Below are 15394 nucleotides of genomic sequence, written 5' to 3' on the forward strand. Positions count from 1 at the left end.
ATCGTTACACTCCTAACAATTTTCCCATTTGGGACAACGGCTCTGCCAGAGCATCAAGGTTTTGGCTCAGCTTTTTAATTTCTTCCGGTTTAAGCTTCGTATAAGATACATAGCCTTCGCCTTTCTTGAAAGGAGCCAATTCTTTCTGCAATGCCTCAAAGCGCTCGCCAATTTGCGTTTCCAACGCTGCATCTTTTTGGTTCAGATCTGTTTTCAAAATCTCATATATTTTTTGTGCGCCCTCTACATTAGCTGCAAAGTCGTACAAATCCGTGTGGGAATAACGTTCTTCTTCACCCGTCACCTTGGAGGTGGACACTTCGTTCAGCAGCTCGACTGCGCCTGTTACCATCAGGCTGGCGTCAATGTTGACCGTCTCCACCTTGGCACGCAGCAGCTTTGCATCACTCAACAGGCGGTCGGAAAACTCGTCCAATCCTTTGGTGGTATTTTCTTCCCATAATGTCTTTTCAATCCGGTGAAAACCGCGCCAATCCGCTGCATCCACATCACCGTCACGCGCATCAATATTCGGGTCAAGATCGCCCAGCGCTTCAGCAATCGGTTCAATCCGTTCATAGTACATACGTGCAGGAGCATACAGCGCCTTGGCTTTGTCCAGCTCGCCAGCTTTGACCGCGTTCGTGAATTCTTCTGTCTTTTTCACAAACGTATCGCATTGCTCTATGGCATAGGCACGGTAAGCCGCTACCGCTTGATCAAAATTGGGGGCAGAGGCCGCAGGAGTCGTTGTCTGTGTTGTTGCTCCTGCATCTTTGGTCGTTGCAGCGGGCTGCTGAGTAGCAGTTCCGGTTTGTCCGCAACCTGCGAACAGAATAGAAGAAACCAGCACTCCGGCCGGTACAGCGTAACGTAATTTCATAATTAATGAACACCCTTTCTGACCAAGCGGCCATGAACAATAGTCTGTTGCGCGATATCTATATGTATCACTATTTTGATAATGATTATCAGTCGCGGTTTTTCTTATCATAAGGCTGCCCCATATGCCTGTCAATACATAAAATTAGACGCAGAGTCTAACGATTCAGCAAAGGCTGGAAATAAGTGCCTAAGCCCATTTTTATTCGCATATTGAACCATACCTAAGCACATGACATAAAATGTGTTGACTGTATCCCTTAACCTTGTTACACCACACAAAACCCGAGCAAGGAGGGGTGAAATTGACGAAGGGTAACGACCACAAAAACAAGTTTTTGTTAACTCACCGTGAACGTGAAGTATTTGAACTGCTTGTGCAGGACAAAACAACACGTGACATCGCCGGACAACTATTTATTAGTGAGAAGACGGTGCGTAACCATATTTCTAACGTAATGCAGAAACTGAACGTAAAAGGTCGTTCACAGGCGGTCGTGGAATTAATCAGGCTTGGCGAATTAAAAATCTGACCTCTTGTTTCCTTGCGGGGTGCAAAGTCTTCTCGATGATCCTTCAAAAGTGAAGGCTGGTCGGGAAGGCTTTTGTTTTGTAAAAATGTATACATTTAAAAACGATAACCATGCACAACAGTCGTATGGTATCGTCTAGATATGAACAAGAGCATCAAGTTAACGAGTGTGTGTTTCAAAACGCGTTATCAATGTAATGTGTTTTGGAACATACACTCGAAATAATTAAACTATTTTGTGGAATATTTATAATTATAGAGTTCACATAGATGGGCATTGTTAAGATTTTAATAGAATTTAAGTAGATCAAAATTTTACCGTAGAAAACATTAATTTCTTTCCCACCCCTCCACCAGACATTATTGTGAAGTCATTAACAGCAGAAAATATTGAGCAAGCCATTAGAAATTATGCTCAAAAAGATGCCTTCTGGCTTAAATTATTATTTGCAGCTAGTGTTGATCAAACGATCATAGATTTAGATAAAATAGATTTACGTCTTGAGGAAATTAAAAAAGAGAGTGAAGAGTTGTTGGGCAATTCAATTTAATGGAGTTGTCATACTAAGCACACAATCAGATATTACTATGGCTACTCTTATAGAGCCTTTTATCCCTAAACATAAGTCGGATTTTGATAGCATTAATCAATTGAAATTGTGCAGTAAGGAAGAAATTCGGCCCATAATTCCTGAGCTTTTTGCCTGGTTACAAGACAGTAATTGGCCCATTTCAGCGGAAGTAAGAAGTATTTTGTTTCAGTTCGATATGGAGCTAATTCCAGTCATCCGGCAAATATTAAATTCAAACGATAGTTCATGGAAGTATTTCGTGCTTATACATTTTTGTAAGCAGCTTCCCAATGCTTTACTTGAAAAGTTAACATACGAACTAAACAGACTCAGCACCAATCCGAGTGAAAACGATAAATTAGAAGAGATCGATCAGATTGCGAAGGAGATTTTAAACGATTAAACCGCTGAAAAATGTAGGAATTTGTGCATAAGTGTTGTACTATATAGGGAAGGAAGAAACTACCATTAGATCATCCACCGACTCATATGAATGATTAATGTAGAAGGCTGTACCACAAAGTTATAAAAAGATAAAAATGCATCTTGTGGTATTCTGAGGAGGCGAGTAAAGATCTCTGCAAAAAAATGTTGAAATAGGATCACAAGGCAGAAAGGCTCGTTGCTTCAGGTAGCAGGAAGTAGCTTTTCCATAGAGCTACCTGTAGTATATTCTTGATCGGAGGTGAACGGGGAGACATATGACACACAACGAACATTTGATGACCTATACGCTGAACAGCGGCATAAAGGGAACAGTCGACCTATCCAGTAAGCAGGTTCAGGAATGGATAAAAGCATATCGAATTGGCAGCAAGTTTGTAACGGTAGTTGGTAAACAGTATTTTGGTTTGAATCCTGAATTGGTAGCAGATTTTAAGGTACATAATGAATACTCGGAGCAGCGGGATCATATATCCATGATACAGCCTGCAATGGTAAGTAAAGCTGTAGACGTAGACCCGTTGGTAGAGGCGTACAGTCAGTATAAAACGTTGATTCAGGTAGAGTGCAAATGCGGAGCTTCCTATATAGAAGAGTCGCCGCACAAAAGAACCAAGTGGTCATGCAAGGAATGCAATAACATTGTGTTCCTGGATCGTAAAAAGGGCATGGTGGATACGGAAAAAGGCAAGGCGTGGTATATGACCAACAAATACTATGTGGAAAGACAAAGCAATTGACCTAGGTCAGTTGCTTTTATTCTATATGTCCATTCCCTGAACTTTATAAATCAGCTATAACCTTTTGCCAAATAATAAAATTGATGTTTTTTGCGCTTTGTAGTACATTATCAAGTGTATTATAAGGAGGCTTCTCATGTACGGACATAGACAAGATGATACTTTATACATCATGACTTACACATTAAATAGCGGTATCAAGGGCACAGTGCCTTTGTCTAATCAACAGATACAGGAATGGCTTGAGTGTTACAGAATCGGCAAGAAATTTGTAACCGAGATTGGCAAAGAGTACTTTGGGCTGCATGCGGAACTGGTGGCTGATTTTAAAGTTCATAATCAATATTCAAGCTATCAGGAAGTCATTATCCCGGTTCAACAGCCGGATACTGGCTTGAAAGAGCTGTCCCAAGCTTACAAATCAACAGAAACCTTGATCAAAGTAGATTGCAAATGCGGCACCTCCTATGTAACGGAATCTCCCTTTAAGCGGACCAAGTGGTACTGCACTAAATGCCGGGAAATTGTTTTTCTCGACAACAAAAAGGGAATGGTCGACACTTCCAGAGGCAAGGCTCATTTTATGACCAATAAGTATTTTGTGGAACGAGAAACAACTGGCGTATAAGCCGGTTGTTTTTTTGTACGTAAGGTTTGTATATATCCTAATTTTTCAAAGCCGAGTGCGTTATAGTGAAAAGGGGGGCTTATGGAAATGTGGAGTATTTTGCTGAATCACGTTTTGTTAATAGGATTTCTGGCTGTTTTGATTCAACAGATCTACAAGCATCGCTTTCATCAGCAAAATGGTAGCAGTTTTCTGCTATGCTTGTGGGGTATCTTGCTTAATCGGTACAATAGCTTGTTTGAACTGACAACGTTGTACACGGTGTATACTGTTATTTTCGCAGTAGGAGCATTGTTGTTTGGAGGCTTCTGGCTTGTGCAGCTATTTGAAGAGGGGAAAGAGAAATCTTGATATAACGATAGTCAGGTGGTGAACGTCATTCGGGAAAATTATACGAACGGCGCAAGGAATCGCATGAGGACGAATAATGTGTACATAAACGAAACGCTTCATCTGGAACAAATTATAAGTGACCTGCGGGTGATGGGCTATGTGGCTTTTCATCATCATCCGCAAATTACAGGTGAGCTTGAAGAGCTGAAAAAGCAACTATTGTCGTTTTTTCAGCAGCATCATGTATTGTGGATTGAGCTTGACCCGCTAACGCAATATGCGGTTGTGAACAACATGGGGAAGGCCACGGTGCTAAAACTTATGGGTCGGAAAATGAACCCGCTGCGTGATCTGAGAGCGAACGCTGCTTTGGCCGGGCAACCGCTTCACGAGTTGGATCGGGAAATAGAGCGGTTGAATCGGCTGGTTCACCTGTTGCGCTACACCCGTTTTTCTTAAGCGACAGCAGCCATGTAAAAAAACATTCACGAAGCATGGTTGATCACATGTCGTGAATGCTTTTTTTGGTATAAGCTTACACAGATTTCAAAAACTCCACAATGGTCAGCAGACCCTTATCGAAATTTTCCAAATTAAAATGCTCGTTCGGCGCATGCAAGTTTTCATCCGGCAAGCCGAAGCCCATCAGTACGACTGGAGCGGTTAGCACACGGGAGAAGGTTTCCACAATTGGGATGGAGCCGCCGTCCTTGGTAAACAGGGCGCGTACACCGTATACCTTCTCAAAAGCATCCGCCGCCGCTTGCAAAAATGCGTGTGACGGGTCGATGTTAAAGGCGTTCGCTTTTTCACCCTGCTGGATGTCCAGCGTGGCACCTGTCGGAACATGGGCGCGCAGATGGCGCTCGATTTTGTCCAGAATGTCCTGCGGATTCTGGTTGGCAACCAAGCGGCACGTAATTTTCGCATGAGCTTCCTTCGGAATGACCGTCTTCGTGCCTTCGCCCTGGAAGCCGCCATACACGCCGTTCAGCTCCAGCGTCGGACGTGCCCCGACACGCTCGACGAAGCTGAATCCTTCTTCGCCGTACAGGGAATCAAGCGCAAGATCCTTTTGCAACTTGCTCTCATTGAAATCTTGCTTCACGAACTCTGCTCTCATCTCAGCCGATAGTGGCGCGACATCGTCGTAGAAGCTGTCGATGCTGACGCGTCCCTTGTCGTCATGCAGCGTTGCCAGCAAGGACACTAGGGCATGCAATGCGTTCGGCACACCGCCGCCAAAGGAACCGGAATGCAGATCCGTATTGGCTGTGCGGATCGCAACTTCCAGTGAGCACAATCCGCGCAGACCTGTGCAAATGGCAGGCTTGCCTTTTTCGATCAGGGAGGTGTCGGATACCAGTACAGCGTCGGCAGCCAGACGGTCTGCACCTGTCTGCAAAAACTCAAGCAGGCTCGGGCTGGACACTTCTTCCTCGCCTTCGATGCAAAATTTGATATTCAGCGGCAGCTTGCCTTCCTGCTTCAAAATGGCTTCGACCGCCTTAATGTGCAAGAATACCTGACCCTTATCGTCTGTAGCTCCGCGCGCATACAGCTTTCCGTCGCGGAACGACGGCTCGAACGGTGGAGTTTCCCACAGATGAAGCGGGTCGACCGGCTGTACATCATAGTGACCGTACACGAGGATCGTCGGTTTACCGGGTGCATGCAGATAATCCGCGTACACCAGCGGATGGCCTTTAGTCGGAATAATTTCAACGTTTTCCAATCCGGCAGACGTCAGTTTGGCGGCAAGCCAATCGGCTGCTTTGTTAATGTCTCCTTTATGCTCGGATAATGCGGAAATACTCGGAATGGACAACCATTCCTTCAGCTCATCAAGCTGCTGCTCTCTGACCTTTTCGAAATATGCAGAATAACTCATGATTTATGTATCCTCCTCTTTCATTGTGCGGTTTTTGCTCTATCCTCCGAACCAAGGCCGTGGATAATATGTATAGTTTACTACGTTTTGCGCTGAACGAAAAATCGCGATGGTAGATGTGTTAAAAAATAGGCGACCTGTCCGGTCTGCTTAGACCCGAACAGATCGCCCGTCGAATAGCGGTGAAGCTACGCTCGAAGGTCCAGTTGACCTCCGAGATGAGGCTGTACGCTTTTTTCCATCATCTGGATCAGTGCTTGTCCCTGTTCACCAGCTTGATCCTTAGCCATGCCCAATACTTTCACGCTCACGGCTTGCGCCAAGCTGGCCTGGCTCATACCCGTTGATAATGCTGCGATATCCATGTTTTCATTCCTCCTTTGTCGTGAAGACTCTTACTATTTATCGGTCAGAACTGTTATTTGTTTCATCCAATTGGAATTGTGCCAGCAAATCTTGGAGCTGTTCTGCCAGACGGGTTAACTCTGCGGCAGAGGAACCGATCTCTTCCATGGAGGCGAGCTGTTCCTCTGCGGCCGCAGATACCGTCTCGGTATGGGATGCGGCTTCTTCGGCAATACGTGTAATTTCCTCCATACTGCCGACCACTGCACTTGTTCCTTGTGCTACTCCTGCTGTAGAAGCTGTGACGTTGTCAAGCTGCTTCGCCGATTTAACAATCGCTCTACGAATACGAGAGAAGGAGCGGCCGGACAGATCCACGGAATTAATGCCTTCGCTTACGCGCTCTTTGGCAGATTCCATCGAGGTCAGGGCCTCGGATACGCCGTTTTGAATCCCTTGAATTTGCTCACGGATCTGTTGTGCCGAATGAGCTGAATTTTCCGCCAGCTTGCGGACTTCAGTCGCTACAACTGCAAAGCCTTTACCATGCTCTCCGGCGCGTGCTGCTTCAATTGAGGCGTTCAGGGCAAGCAAATTGGTCTGGCTGGCGATTTCTGTAATGACCGTGACAATCGTTCCGATTCGCCCGGATCGTTCACTCAAAGCGCCGATAATCGCATCCAGCTCTTCCACTGTAGTACGAATGCCATCAATGGAAACGACACTATTGCCGATATGCTCACTGCCTGCATCCGACGCCTGAATGGCCTGTGAAGAGTAGGTGGTCATTTCAGTCATAGCCTCGGTCATGGCTGCGATATTTGTTGACATGCCTGACACACGATCCTGATTTTCTTTGGCACTGTTGGCTTGTCTTTCGCTGCCTGCGGCCACATCCTGAATGGCTTCGGTCACATGCTCAATTGCGCGGGTGGTTTGTTCTGCACCTGCCGCGAGCTCTTGCGAGGAGGCCGACAGATTGCCTGTCATGGCTTGGATTTCTCTGATCATAGTACGCAGATTATCTACCATTTGCTGAAAATATCTCGATAATTCGCCGATTTCATCTGTGCTGTTCGTAGCGACATTGATGGAAAGATTGCCTTGGCTGATAGCATCCATAGAATTACGCAATCTTTGGATCGGTTTGAGTATACTGCTGATTAGCCACAGCGCCAGCACACCGATGACGATAGCTGAAATGACCAGCACCACGATGGTCGTGATGAGGATCGGCTTGGCGGAGGCACTTGTTTCCGACTTGTCCATCGTTCCGGCAATTTTCCAGCCCGTCAGCGTATTGGTTTTAAAAATCAGGTTTTTAGATACGCCATTCAGATCGTAACCAAAGCTGCCTTCCTTGGAGGCAAACAGTTTCAGCAGTTTTTCACCCAATTGGGTACTTCCGCTGACTTCTGTCGGGTGGGTAACGATGCGCTTAGTGCTATCCAATATCATGACATAACCTTGCTGCCCGATTTTTAAATTCGTAATTTCCTTTAAATTATTCAGGTTCAGGGAAAGACCAAGAACACCGCTATTGTCAGGAAGCGTACGTGAAATATACACAACGGCGACCTTAGCCGTATTGAGTCCGACAGGGCTGATTACGGTTTGCCCGGGTTTCTCCATGGCCTGTTTGTACCAAGGACGCTCACGAGGATCGTTTTTGGAGCCTACGGCTTTGCCAATGATGAGTTTTCCTTCGGGAGTTCCTACGAACATATCGAGGGCTTCCGCATGCATTTTCAAATAGATTTGCAGCTCCGTCAGGAGTGCTGCATCTGCTTCTGGAGTGTTGTCACTGGCCGTCATCGTAGTAGCATAATATTCGATATCTGCAATTTTGGCTTGAATCGTCTGGGTGACTGCGCGGTCGGCTGCGGTAACGCTAGTCGTCGCACTGTCCATTAATTGCTGGTCTGTCTGGTTATACGCTGCCTGATAAGAAAAAGAGCTGACAATAATACTAGGAACAAGCATGACCAGCAGGAATGCTGCTGTCAATTTTTTGCGAAGCGTTAAAGTTTTCAGTCGTTTCAGTTGTTTCATCAAACCCCCTGCTTTCTATGTACATTTCAATTCCAAAATTTATATAGTATGTATTTACTATCGGCTATTTTAAGCGGAATTGATAGATTTATTGCTAATTTGTCCAATACGCTTAAGAATTTCATCGCATAACATGGAGTATCTTGCAATTTGGAGGGATAAGCAATGGGTTTTTTTCTGGATATGAGAAGTTCAACAAATTCATCAAAAACAGGTGAGGGCCCCGATATCCAGCTGGGTCCTGAACCGGAGCGGTTCGGCCTGATTGGGCTGCGAACCTATCTCGTACCGGGTCCGGTAGTGACCTTTAGCGGTTCCATCGGTCTGATCGGTGAGCTTGGTGATACGTATGCGATTGAAATCGTGCGTGGTGCCGAGTACGATCCGAACGATGTTATTTACCGGGCAGAGGGTGTACTTGGCGTCACAGGAGCCACTGAAACGCAAGCTTTTAATGCACAGGATCTTTCCGCGCCATGGGCGATACAAACGGTGTATTCCTCTTATATTTCCGGGGTATCGACGACCGTACGTAACGGTCCGGAGGTATTTACTGGCATCGCTTCGACTCCTTTTTTCTAAATATATCAGACGAGTATTTACTTAATTAAGAGCTCGCTGCAACACCCAGAATATAAATATCCTGGGTGTTGTTTGCTGTAAGCTCATCAGTTCAGGCTCCTAGAATCGGAGCGTCTCGTCCCATGTGACCGATTCTCCATATTCTGCTTCCCGGATTCTAATTCTTTAAAATCTCTCGCAAATACCCTGTCAACTCATCTGCTGCTTTGGTATGGGCGGTGAGCCCGGGATGGCTGCGAGATCCTAACGTTTCTTCCGTCGTGTTCGGCAGTTGGAACACGGACACATTCCGATCCCTCGTTCTTTTCTTGTACGCGTCTACCGCCCGGTAGATCGCTGGCATCATCGGAGTGCCAAGCATCCCATAGGCCCACACAATATGGGCAGCAGGATTACAGGTCCGAAGCTTGGCAAGAAAAATTGTGATAGCGTTTTCAAAGGCTTGTAAATCTTCTTCATTAAATGAACCGTCCTTGTTCAAGCGTTGCTTGTACACTTTCCCACTTACTGGGTCCGTCCATGCAGGAGAATAAAAGGCTCCCCCGTCATTAGTCCCCAAATTCACCACGACCACGTCTGGCTGCCATGAGGTAAAATCATGATCGGAAAATGCCCCTAATGCTTCATTTTTCTCTCCGGTGAGCACACCACATACCTGCTCATAATATGCCGGAATGTTCGCATGCGGATTATTATCCCAGCTTGTTAGGACACCCCATCCGCTTTGTGATAACACTCGGTAGTCCGCATTCAGTGCTTCGGCTGTTATGGCTGTATAATTGCGTAGTGCCGTGAACAGCATGGGGACCCAGTCTGTCTCCTCCTTCGCTCCAATTGTTCCTTCTCCCGAGGCAATGCTGTCACCGATAAATTCCACCTTGTGGGGCTTATCGCTGACCGGCAGTAATTCTCCGTCAACCCTCAGGGCATGAATTTGCAACAAGCAGCGCGAGTCCGAACTCATAGGCTGGACATCCTTGACCACCCGGACATTTTTAACCATGTTAGGATTCATTCCTCTCAAAAGACAAATCCAATGCCGTCCTGCGGTCACCATCAGACGACTCATCGGGACACCATTGATGACAATACTGATCCAGTGCTCATACACCTGGTAATCGGCCTCAACTTCAATCCACAGCTCCGAGCCTTTGATATTCAATTCAATGCCGCTGCCTGTCCAAAACAGAGTAAGAGGTGTAAGTGTTTGTGTAGTTCGACCATGAACCTTTACATGCTTTGCTTTTGTAAGTGGATATGTCTTCAATTTCTTGTTATGTGTCATTTACGATATCCTCCTCATGATCTCCAATTTAATGCTATTTTCTATAATATTGTAAAATAATTGACAGGAAATCTCAAAGTCTATTTTTAAGCAAATAAGATTTCAAGGCTTTATATGGATATTCCATGCGACCACGGACTTTAGGACGGTTTGTGATAGCCAAAAGCACCAGCAAATCTTGAATTTGCTGGTGCTTTTTTGATATGAGAAGCAGAGGCTATCCATTAATTCGCTTTGCCGAACATTACGATATTAATTGCCTTGCCGAAGTCTATACCTACTTTGCCAGTTAGTTCTGCCGTTTTTTCCGCCAGTACGACCGCATTGACCCCGCAGGAGAATAGCGCAATATCAAAGTCATCTTTATGCGCTGCGATCCACTGGAGCGTTTTATTCATTTGTTCATATTGATGAAATGCAAGCGTGTGCGGGATATGCAGCTGATATGGCTCGGCTTCAAGGACGGGCTTCACTTCGGTGGCTGTTCGGGTGACGAGCAGGATGCGCCGATTTTTAAGCATGTCCCAGAAAGCGGGTGTCTCAGCCAAATACCGGTTCAGGCAGGCATGGCAGGTCAGTGCAGGAGAGAGGCCGTAATGGTTAAAAACCTGGTCGGTCAGCTCCCGCTTCATATAGGACGGTGCTTTGATAGATTCGTCATCATAAGGCAGGATGCCAGCAATGTCGGCTTTGCGTACCGCCTCGGCCACCGCATCTCGCAATTCCGTATTCGGTAGAAACAATCCTTTTTGCCCGAGATTGGCTTTGACTGCCCAACGTTCCTGCAACACCTTTTCCATCGGCCAGACGGTATCCTGAGACAAAATCAAATTTTCACCATCCCCAATCCGAATGAACGAGAAGGGCTGCTGTTGATCCAGTGCCAACTTCAAATGATTCAGTACCTCGTCAATCTCCAGATACTTTGACTTAGTCATATCATGCTTCCTCCCTATCTATCCTTCTTCTTCAGCTTTTAGAATGGTGCAAAAAACTCTGTATTCTATCATATGTCGAAAGCGGCAAGGTTTTTGTATGATCAGCTATTCTTTTTGGATTCTACCTATTTATTGAAAGAGTTGATGCATTTATACGTGCCGTTTCCCCGGCGGTTTCATAACTTGTGAGGAGACGGTTGAAAGGGAGGAAGATAAATGAATCGCAAGATTGTGATTGAAATTAATTTTAATAACTACGGGATGAATCCCAATCGGCTGACACGTGAGTGGATCAGCGAGCGGTTGGATGTATTCAGAACCTTTACGCTGCGCAGCTTGCTCAGTCAGACGAATGCGGATTTCTTGTCTGTCGTCAAGCTGGCGGGCGGATGCAGTGACATCGTGGAGGATGAATTAGCCAAGCGTGAGCCGATTCCCGACCCTATCCGCTTTGGCACGAGCATCGAAAGCAAGCGCCGCATTAATGCGTATATCGAAGCTGCGGACGAACTGCTTATTGCGCGAATTGATTCCGACGATTTGTATCATCAATCGTTTGTACAACAGTTACATGATTACAAATTTCTGCCAGATACGGTCGCGTTGGTGAACCAGATGGGTTACCTGTGGGACGCGGTAGAAGGTCAGATGGCACCGGTATTTCACCGTTCGCCCTCCTTTTATGTGTTCCGCTATCAAGCGACGGACTTTCTGGATGATTACCGTATTGTCATTCCCGGCAAGGGTACGCATGGATATGTAACGGAGCTGCCACATGAGATCATTCCGCTTCGCAACTATGTGAACGTCATTCACGCCGCCAATACCTCGGTAAAAAAAGTGCCAGCGAAGGATCGACTGACAGTGGATGACATGAATGCTGTGCTGGCTGAATTTCTGGGAACGGGTACTGCCAATTTGTAACGGTCAGGAGGAGATTATATTGTTCAAAGGAAAAAAACTGCTGGTGACCGGAGGGACGGGATCTTGGGGGCAACGTCTGACGGAGGAGTTGCTCAAGGAAGGGCCAGCGGAAATTCGTGTTTTTTCACGTGGTGAATTTGCACAGATTGCCATGCAGCGTCAATTCCAGTCTGATCCCCGGTTGAATTTCGTTATTGGTGATATTCGGGATCTACAAGCATTGCAAGAGGCATGTCGCGGGATGGATTATGTGTTCCATCTGGCGGCGTTGAAGCATGTTCCTGTATGCGAGAGACAGCCGGAGGAGGCTTTCAAGACGAATGTACACGGTACGCAAAATGTAATCCGGGCCAGCATTGAGCAGGGAGTCACCAAGGTTATTGACGTCTCTACCGACAAGGCAGTAGACCCGGTGAATGTATATGGCATGACGAAGGCGATTGGCGAAAGACTGATGATTCGTGCCAACGATCTGAGCGAGCGCACCCGTTTTGTGTGTATTCGCGGCGGCAATGTGCTGGGTACGAGCGGAAGTGTTGTGCCGCTGTTCAAGCGCCAGATTGCGGAAGGGCAGGATTTGACGCTGACGAGTCCTGATATGACCCGCTTTTTCCTCACGCTTGGAGAGGCTATTGGTTTGCTGCTGAAGGCTTCTGTGACAGCGATTGGTGGAGAGACACTGGTTATGAAAATGAAGGGCTGCAACATTGCGGATCTGGCGGAAGTGATGAAGGAGCAGGCAGGTCAGCCAGCCCTAAAGTTGAAGGAAATCGGCATACGCGGTGGGGAAAAGCTGCACGAAGTGCTGATTTCACCTTATGAGGTGCCGCACACGTACCGCTATGATGATCGTTATTTTGTCATTCTCCCACAGCAAGCAGACAAGCGATTACTGCGCCAATATGGCGGGCTGGAGCGGGTGAGCTTTAACCAATACCGCTCGGACGATGAGCTAATGGACCGCGCAGGCATTGCTGAGCTATTGCGAGGCATGGAGTAACGATGAAAGAGGTGGGTATTTTGCAACTTATAGAAAAAATAAGTAAAGGAACGGTAAAGGTTGCGGTGATCGGCCTCGGTTACGTGGGACTGCCGATGGCTGTGGAAATGGCACGAGCCGGTTACGACGTGTACGGTGTGGATTCCGATCCGACCAAAGTAGCCAAGCTGCTTCAAGGACAATCGTACATCATAGATATTAGCGATGATGCATTGGAGGGGCTGATCGGACAGCGATTGCATCCGGTTACGGATATCAAAGTGCTGGAGCATTCGGATATCGTCGTCATCTGCGTGCCTACACCACTGACGGATGACCATCAGCCGGATACGACCTATATAGAAGCGGCTGTCGACCAGGCTATCCCTCATTTACGTAAACAGACGCTGCTGATTTTGGAAAGCACCACGTATCCGGGAACGACGGAGGAACTGATCCGCCCGGTGATTGAACAGCGCAGGGACTGGACGGTAGGTCAGGATTTTTACGTGTGTTTTTCACCGGAGCGTGTCGATCCGGGCAGTGTTCATTTTAACATTCGGAACACGCCCAAGGTGATCGGTGGCTGTACACCGGACTGCCTGGCAGCAGGAGTAGCTTTTTACGGCTCCTTTCTGGATCAAATGGTTCCGGTCAGCTCGACAACTGTCGCGGAAGCTGCGAAGCTGTTCGAGAATACGTTCCGCAGTGTCAACATTGGGATGGTCAATGAGCTGACAGCGGCCTGTGAGAAAATCGGCATCAATATATGGGAGGTGCTGGATGCGGCAGCGACGAAGCCCTTTGGCTATATGCCGTTCTATCCGGGGCCTGGCATCGGGGGTCACTGTATTCCCGTCGATCCGCTGTATTTGTCATGGAAATCCGAGCAGCATGGGTTTCCGCTGGAGTTTGTGGATTTGGCAGACCGTATGAATCGGCGTATGCCGCTGTATATTGCGGAGCGAATTGAAACCCTGCTCGCCCAGGAAGGTAAAGCCGTGAACAAGGCCGAGATCGTTTTGGCGGGCGTAGCCTACAAAAAAGACATAGATGATGTTCGGGAATCCCCTGCTCTTGTCCTGTTTGAGCATTTAAAGGAAATGGGCGCTTCGGTGAGCTTCACCGACCCGTATGTAAAGAGCTTTAAGCTGAACGGCGAGGTCATCCAATCTCGTGTGGCGACCACCCGGATGTGGGAAAGTGCAGATATCGTCGTGATCACGACGGATCATTCTGCCCTGGATTACCAGCAGTTAGTCGACCATGCCCCGCTGGTGTTCGATACACGTAATGCAACGGTGCATTGCACAGGCGGGCATGTCGTGATACTGGGGCATCCCGTTACTGGAGGGGGCGCCGCTGTTGGCTAACCGTGATCAGGTGAATGAGCGTTATTACGGGCAGATTAACTCGGAGGAATCCCATGAGGCTACCCGTAGCAGAATCCACTGGATTTGCCGCCATGTGCAAGGTCATACCGTGCTGGATGCTGGATGTAGTCAGGGGATAACGTCCATTTTGCTCGGGAGGGAAGGTTTTGAGGTAACGGCCATTGATTTGGAAGAGGGCAGTATTTCATACGCAAAAAAAGAACTTCGTCAGGAATCTGCACCTGTTCGTGGAAGAGTTCATTTTCAGTTAAAAGATATTTCTCAATTCGAACGTCCGCCCGGCGGATTTGACACGATTATTTTAGGCGAGATTTTGGAGCATTACGCACACCCTCATACATTGCTTGCACACGCCTACCGTTTGCTTCATAAAAAAGGGGCGCTCGTCCTTTCTGTCCCCTACGGATATCATCCGTTTCACGATCACAAGCGGACCTACTATGCCGGGAGCCTGTCCGGTGTGCTGTTTCCTTATGTTGATGAACAAGCGCTGGAGGTGCATCACAAATATTTGTGCTTTGCAGGCCGTAAAAAAGCGAAAGAGCTGTGTGAGGCCAAGCCGGGGGCAGAGCATCTGGCCCGCTGGATGGAGCTGGACGAGGAACAATTCCGGCTGGTGGAGGAGCAGCATGTTCGCAAAATGAATCAGCGCAAGGCAGCGCTCGACAAGGCGGTACAGCGAATCCGGTATATGGAGGAACGGGCTTTGCCAGCGGAGAGGACTCCACGTCCTGAACAGGCAGGCAAGAGGCAGGATGAAGGGAAAGGTTCATATACTGATGGCGGGTCTACCGGGAAAAAGACCGGGAATGTAGCCGACGGTAAAGGGGATGGCGTGAAGTCATGACGACGGAAATGCCCAAGGCGCATAGC

The 15394-nt window shown here is 47.3% G+C and carries 18 protein-coding genes; 12 read left to right on the top strand and 6 right to left on the bottom strand.

Annotated features, from left to right (window positions below; genetic code table 11):
* Window positions 1–4 precede the first annotated feature (4 nt).
* The gene (efeO, locus tag ACQ4MX_RS21320; RefSeq protein ID WP_134912962.1) at window positions 5–883 is read right to left on the bottom strand and encodes an iron uptake system protein EfeO; all 879 of its coding nucleotides are present in this window, start codon (window positions 881–883) and stop codon (window positions 5–7) included.
* 304 nt (window positions 884–1187) lie between these two features.
* Between efeO and ACQ4MX_RS21325 the strand changes: the two genes are divergently transcribed.
* The 7 genes from ACQ4MX_RS21325 to ACQ4MX_RS21355 all read left to right on the top strand — a co-directional run bounded on the left by ACQ4MX_RS21325 (window position 1188) and on the right by ACQ4MX_RS21355 (window position 4590).
* The gene (locus ACQ4MX_RS21325) at window positions 1188–1415 is read left to right on the top strand and encodes a helix-turn-helix domain-containing protein (RefSeq protein ID WP_007431813.1); all 228 of its coding nucleotides are present in this window, start codon (window positions 1188–1190) and stop codon (window positions 1413–1415) included.
* A 364-nt stretch (window positions 1416–1779) separates the two neighbouring features.
* A complete protein-coding gene (locus ACQ4MX_RS21330) occupies window positions 1780–1965 on the top strand; it encodes a hypothetical protein (RefSeq protein WP_431087178.1) in 186 nt (61 codons plus the stop codon).
* Window positions 1937–2389, top strand: coding sequence for a DUF5071 domain-containing protein (locus tag ACQ4MX_RS21335; protein ID WP_431087180.1), 453 nt, complete (start codon window positions 1937–1939; stop codon window positions 2387–2389). The genes ACQ4MX_RS21330 and ACQ4MX_RS21335 overlap by 29 nt, the downstream gene beginning before the upstream one ends.
* A 298-nt stretch (window positions 2390–2687) precedes the next feature.
* Window positions 2688–3170, top strand: a complete 483-nt coding sequence (locus ACQ4MX_RS21340; protein ID WP_014277719.1) for a hypothetical protein — start codon at window positions 2688–2690, stop codon at window positions 3168–3170.
* Between the two features lie 136 nt (window positions 3171–3306).
* Entirely contained in the window at window positions 3307–3798 is a 492-nt protein-coding gene (locus ACQ4MX_RS21345) for a hypothetical protein (RefSeq protein ID WP_025686288.1), read from the top strand.
* 87 nt (window positions 3799–3885) lie between these two features.
* Complete coding sequence (locus ACQ4MX_RS21350; protein ID WP_431087182.1) at window positions 3886–4149, top strand: hypothetical protein; 264 nt, start codon at window positions 3886–3888, stop codon at window positions 4147–4149.
* Between the two features lie 63 nt (window positions 4150–4212).
* The gene (locus ACQ4MX_RS21355) at window positions 4213–4590 is read left to right on the top strand and encodes a hypothetical protein (protein WP_431091379.1); all 378 of its coding nucleotides are present in this window, start codon (window positions 4213–4215) and stop codon (window positions 4588–4590) included.
* A 76-nt stretch (window positions 4591–4666) separates the two neighbouring features.
* Here ACQ4MX_RS21355 and ACQ4MX_RS21360 read toward each other — a convergent pair whose 3' ends face one another.
* The 3 genes from ACQ4MX_RS21360 to ACQ4MX_RS21370 form a co-directional block, all read right to left on the bottom strand.
* Window positions 4667–6022 carry a dipeptidase gene (locus tag ACQ4MX_RS21360; protein WP_431087184.1) on the bottom strand — a complete coding sequence of 452 codons (1356 nt, stop codon included), beginning with the start codon at window positions 6020–6022 and terminating at the stop codon, window positions 4667–4669.
* 188 nt (window positions 6023–6210) lie between these two features.
* Window positions 6211–6387 carry a YjfB family protein gene (locus ACQ4MX_RS21365; RefSeq protein ID WP_082067275.1) on the bottom strand — a complete coding sequence of 59 codons (177 nt, stop codon included), beginning with the start codon at window positions 6385–6387 and terminating at the stop codon, window positions 6211–6213.
* 37 nt (window positions 6388–6424) lie between these two features.
* The gene (locus ACQ4MX_RS21370) at window positions 6425–8419 is read right to left on the bottom strand and encodes a methyl-accepting chemotaxis protein (protein ID WP_431087186.1); all 1995 of its coding nucleotides are present in this window, start codon (window positions 8417–8419) and stop codon (window positions 6425–6427) included.
* A 165-nt stretch (window positions 8420–8584) separates the two neighbouring features.
* Between ACQ4MX_RS21370 and ACQ4MX_RS21375 the strand changes: the two genes are divergently transcribed.
* Window positions 8585–9001 (top strand): hypothetical protein, encoded by a 417-nt coding sequence (locus ACQ4MX_RS21375; RefSeq protein ID WP_149094756.1) that lies wholly within the window; start codon window positions 8585–8587, stop codon window positions 8999–9001.
* Between the two features lie 157 nt (window positions 9002–9158).
* Here ACQ4MX_RS21375 and ACQ4MX_RS21380 read toward each other — a convergent pair whose 3' ends face one another.
* Together ACQ4MX_RS21380 and ACQ4MX_RS21385 are read right to left on the bottom strand one after the other, a co-directional pair.
* Window positions 9159–10286 carry a GDSL-type esterase/lipase family protein gene (locus ACQ4MX_RS21380; RefSeq protein ID WP_431087187.1) on the bottom strand — a complete coding sequence of 376 codons (1128 nt, stop codon included), beginning with the start codon at window positions 10284–10286 and terminating at the stop codon, window positions 9159–9161.
* 224 nt (window positions 10287–10510) lie between these two features.
* Window positions 10511–11224: a GT-D fold domain-containing glycosyltransferase gene (locus tag ACQ4MX_RS21385; protein WP_431087188.1), complete on the bottom strand. Its 714-nt coding sequence runs from the start codon at window positions 11222–11224 to the stop codon at window positions 10511–10513.
* A 216-nt stretch (window positions 11225–11440) separates the two neighbouring features.
* On the opposite strand from ACQ4MX_RS21385, the gene ACQ4MX_RS21390 reads away from it, so the two are divergent.
* The 4 genes from ACQ4MX_RS21390 to ACQ4MX_RS21405 are packed head-to-tail and all read left to right on the top strand — an operon-like array spanning window position 11441 to window position 15368.
* Complete coding sequence (locus ACQ4MX_RS21390) at window positions 11441–12148, top strand: glycosyltransferase family A protein (protein WP_431087189.1); 708 nt, start codon at window positions 11441–11443, stop codon at window positions 12146–12148.
* 19 nt (window positions 12149–12167) lie between these two features.
* Window positions 12168–13148 (top strand): polysaccharide biosynthesis protein, encoded by a 981-nt coding sequence (locus ACQ4MX_RS21395; protein WP_431087190.1) that lies wholly within the window; start codon window positions 12168–12170, stop codon window positions 13146–13148.
* Window positions 13149–13150: 2 nt separating this feature from the next.
* Window positions 13151–14500: a nucleotide sugar dehydrogenase gene (locus ACQ4MX_RS21400; protein ID WP_431087192.1), complete on the top strand. Its 1350-nt coding sequence runs from the start codon at window positions 13151–13153 to the stop codon at window positions 14498–14500.
* A complete protein-coding gene (locus ACQ4MX_RS21405; protein WP_431087193.1) occupies window positions 14493–15368 on the top strand; it encodes a class I SAM-dependent methyltransferase in 876 nt (291 codons plus the stop codon). Before ACQ4MX_RS21400 ends, ACQ4MX_RS21405 begins: the two co-directional genes overlap by 8 nt.
* The last annotated feature ends 26 nt before the right edge of the window (window positions 15369–15394 follow it).

It is taken from the genome of Paenibacillus sp. 8b26 (assembly GCF_050626875.1).
Lineage (GTDB): Bacteria > Bacillota > Bacilli > Paenibacillales > Paenibacillaceae > Paenibacillus.

Coding starts and splice junctions, on each gene's coding strand:
- ACQ4MX_RS21360 (WP_431087184.1), bottom strand. CDS start 6,022: ATGAGTTATTCTGCATATTTCGAAAAGGTCAGAGAGCAGCAGCTTGAT.
- ACQ4MX_RS21340 (WP_014277719.1), top strand. CDS start 2,688: ATGACACACAACGAACATTTGATGACCTATACGCTGAACAGCGGCATA.
- ACQ4MX_RS21365 (WP_082067275.1), bottom strand. CDS start 6,387: ATGGATATCGCAGCATTATCAACGGGTATGAGCCAGGCCAGCTTGGCG.
- ACQ4MX_RS21350 (WP_431087182.1), top strand. CDS start 3,886: ATGTGGAGTATTTTGCTGAATCACGTTTTGTTAATAGGATTTCTGGCT.
- ACQ4MX_RS21390 (WP_431087189.1), top strand. CDS start 11,441: ATGAATCGCAAGATTGTGATTGAAATTAATTTTAATAACTACGGGATG.
- ACQ4MX_RS21355 (WP_431091379.1), top strand. CDS start 4,213: ATGAGGACGAATAATGTGTACATAAACGAAACGCTTCATCTGGAACAA.
- ACQ4MX_RS21400 (WP_431087192.1), top strand. CDS start 13,151: ATGAAAGAGGTGGGTATTTTGCAACTTATAGAAAAAATAAGTAAAGGA.
- ACQ4MX_RS21345 (WP_025686288.1), top strand. CDS start 3,307: ATGTACGGACATAGACAAGATGATACTTTATACATCATGACTTACACA.
- ACQ4MX_RS21385 (WP_431087188.1), bottom strand. CDS start 11,224: ATGACTAAGTCAAAGTATCTGGAGATTGACGAGGTACTGAATCATTTG.
- ACQ4MX_RS21370 (WP_431087186.1), bottom strand. CDS start 8,419: ATGAAACAACTGAAACGACTGAAAACTTTAACGCTTCGCAAAAAATTG.
- ACQ4MX_RS21380 (WP_431087187.1), bottom strand. CDS start 10,286: ATGACACATAACAAGAAATTGAAGACATATCCACTTACAAAAGCAAAG.
- ACQ4MX_RS21375 (WP_149094756.1), top strand. CDS start 8,585: ATGGGTTTTTTTCTGGATATGAGAAGTTCAACAAATTCATCAAAAACA.
- efeO (WP_134912962.1), bottom strand. CDS start 883: ATGAAATTACGTTACGCTGTACCGGCCGGAGTGCTGGTTTCTTCTATT.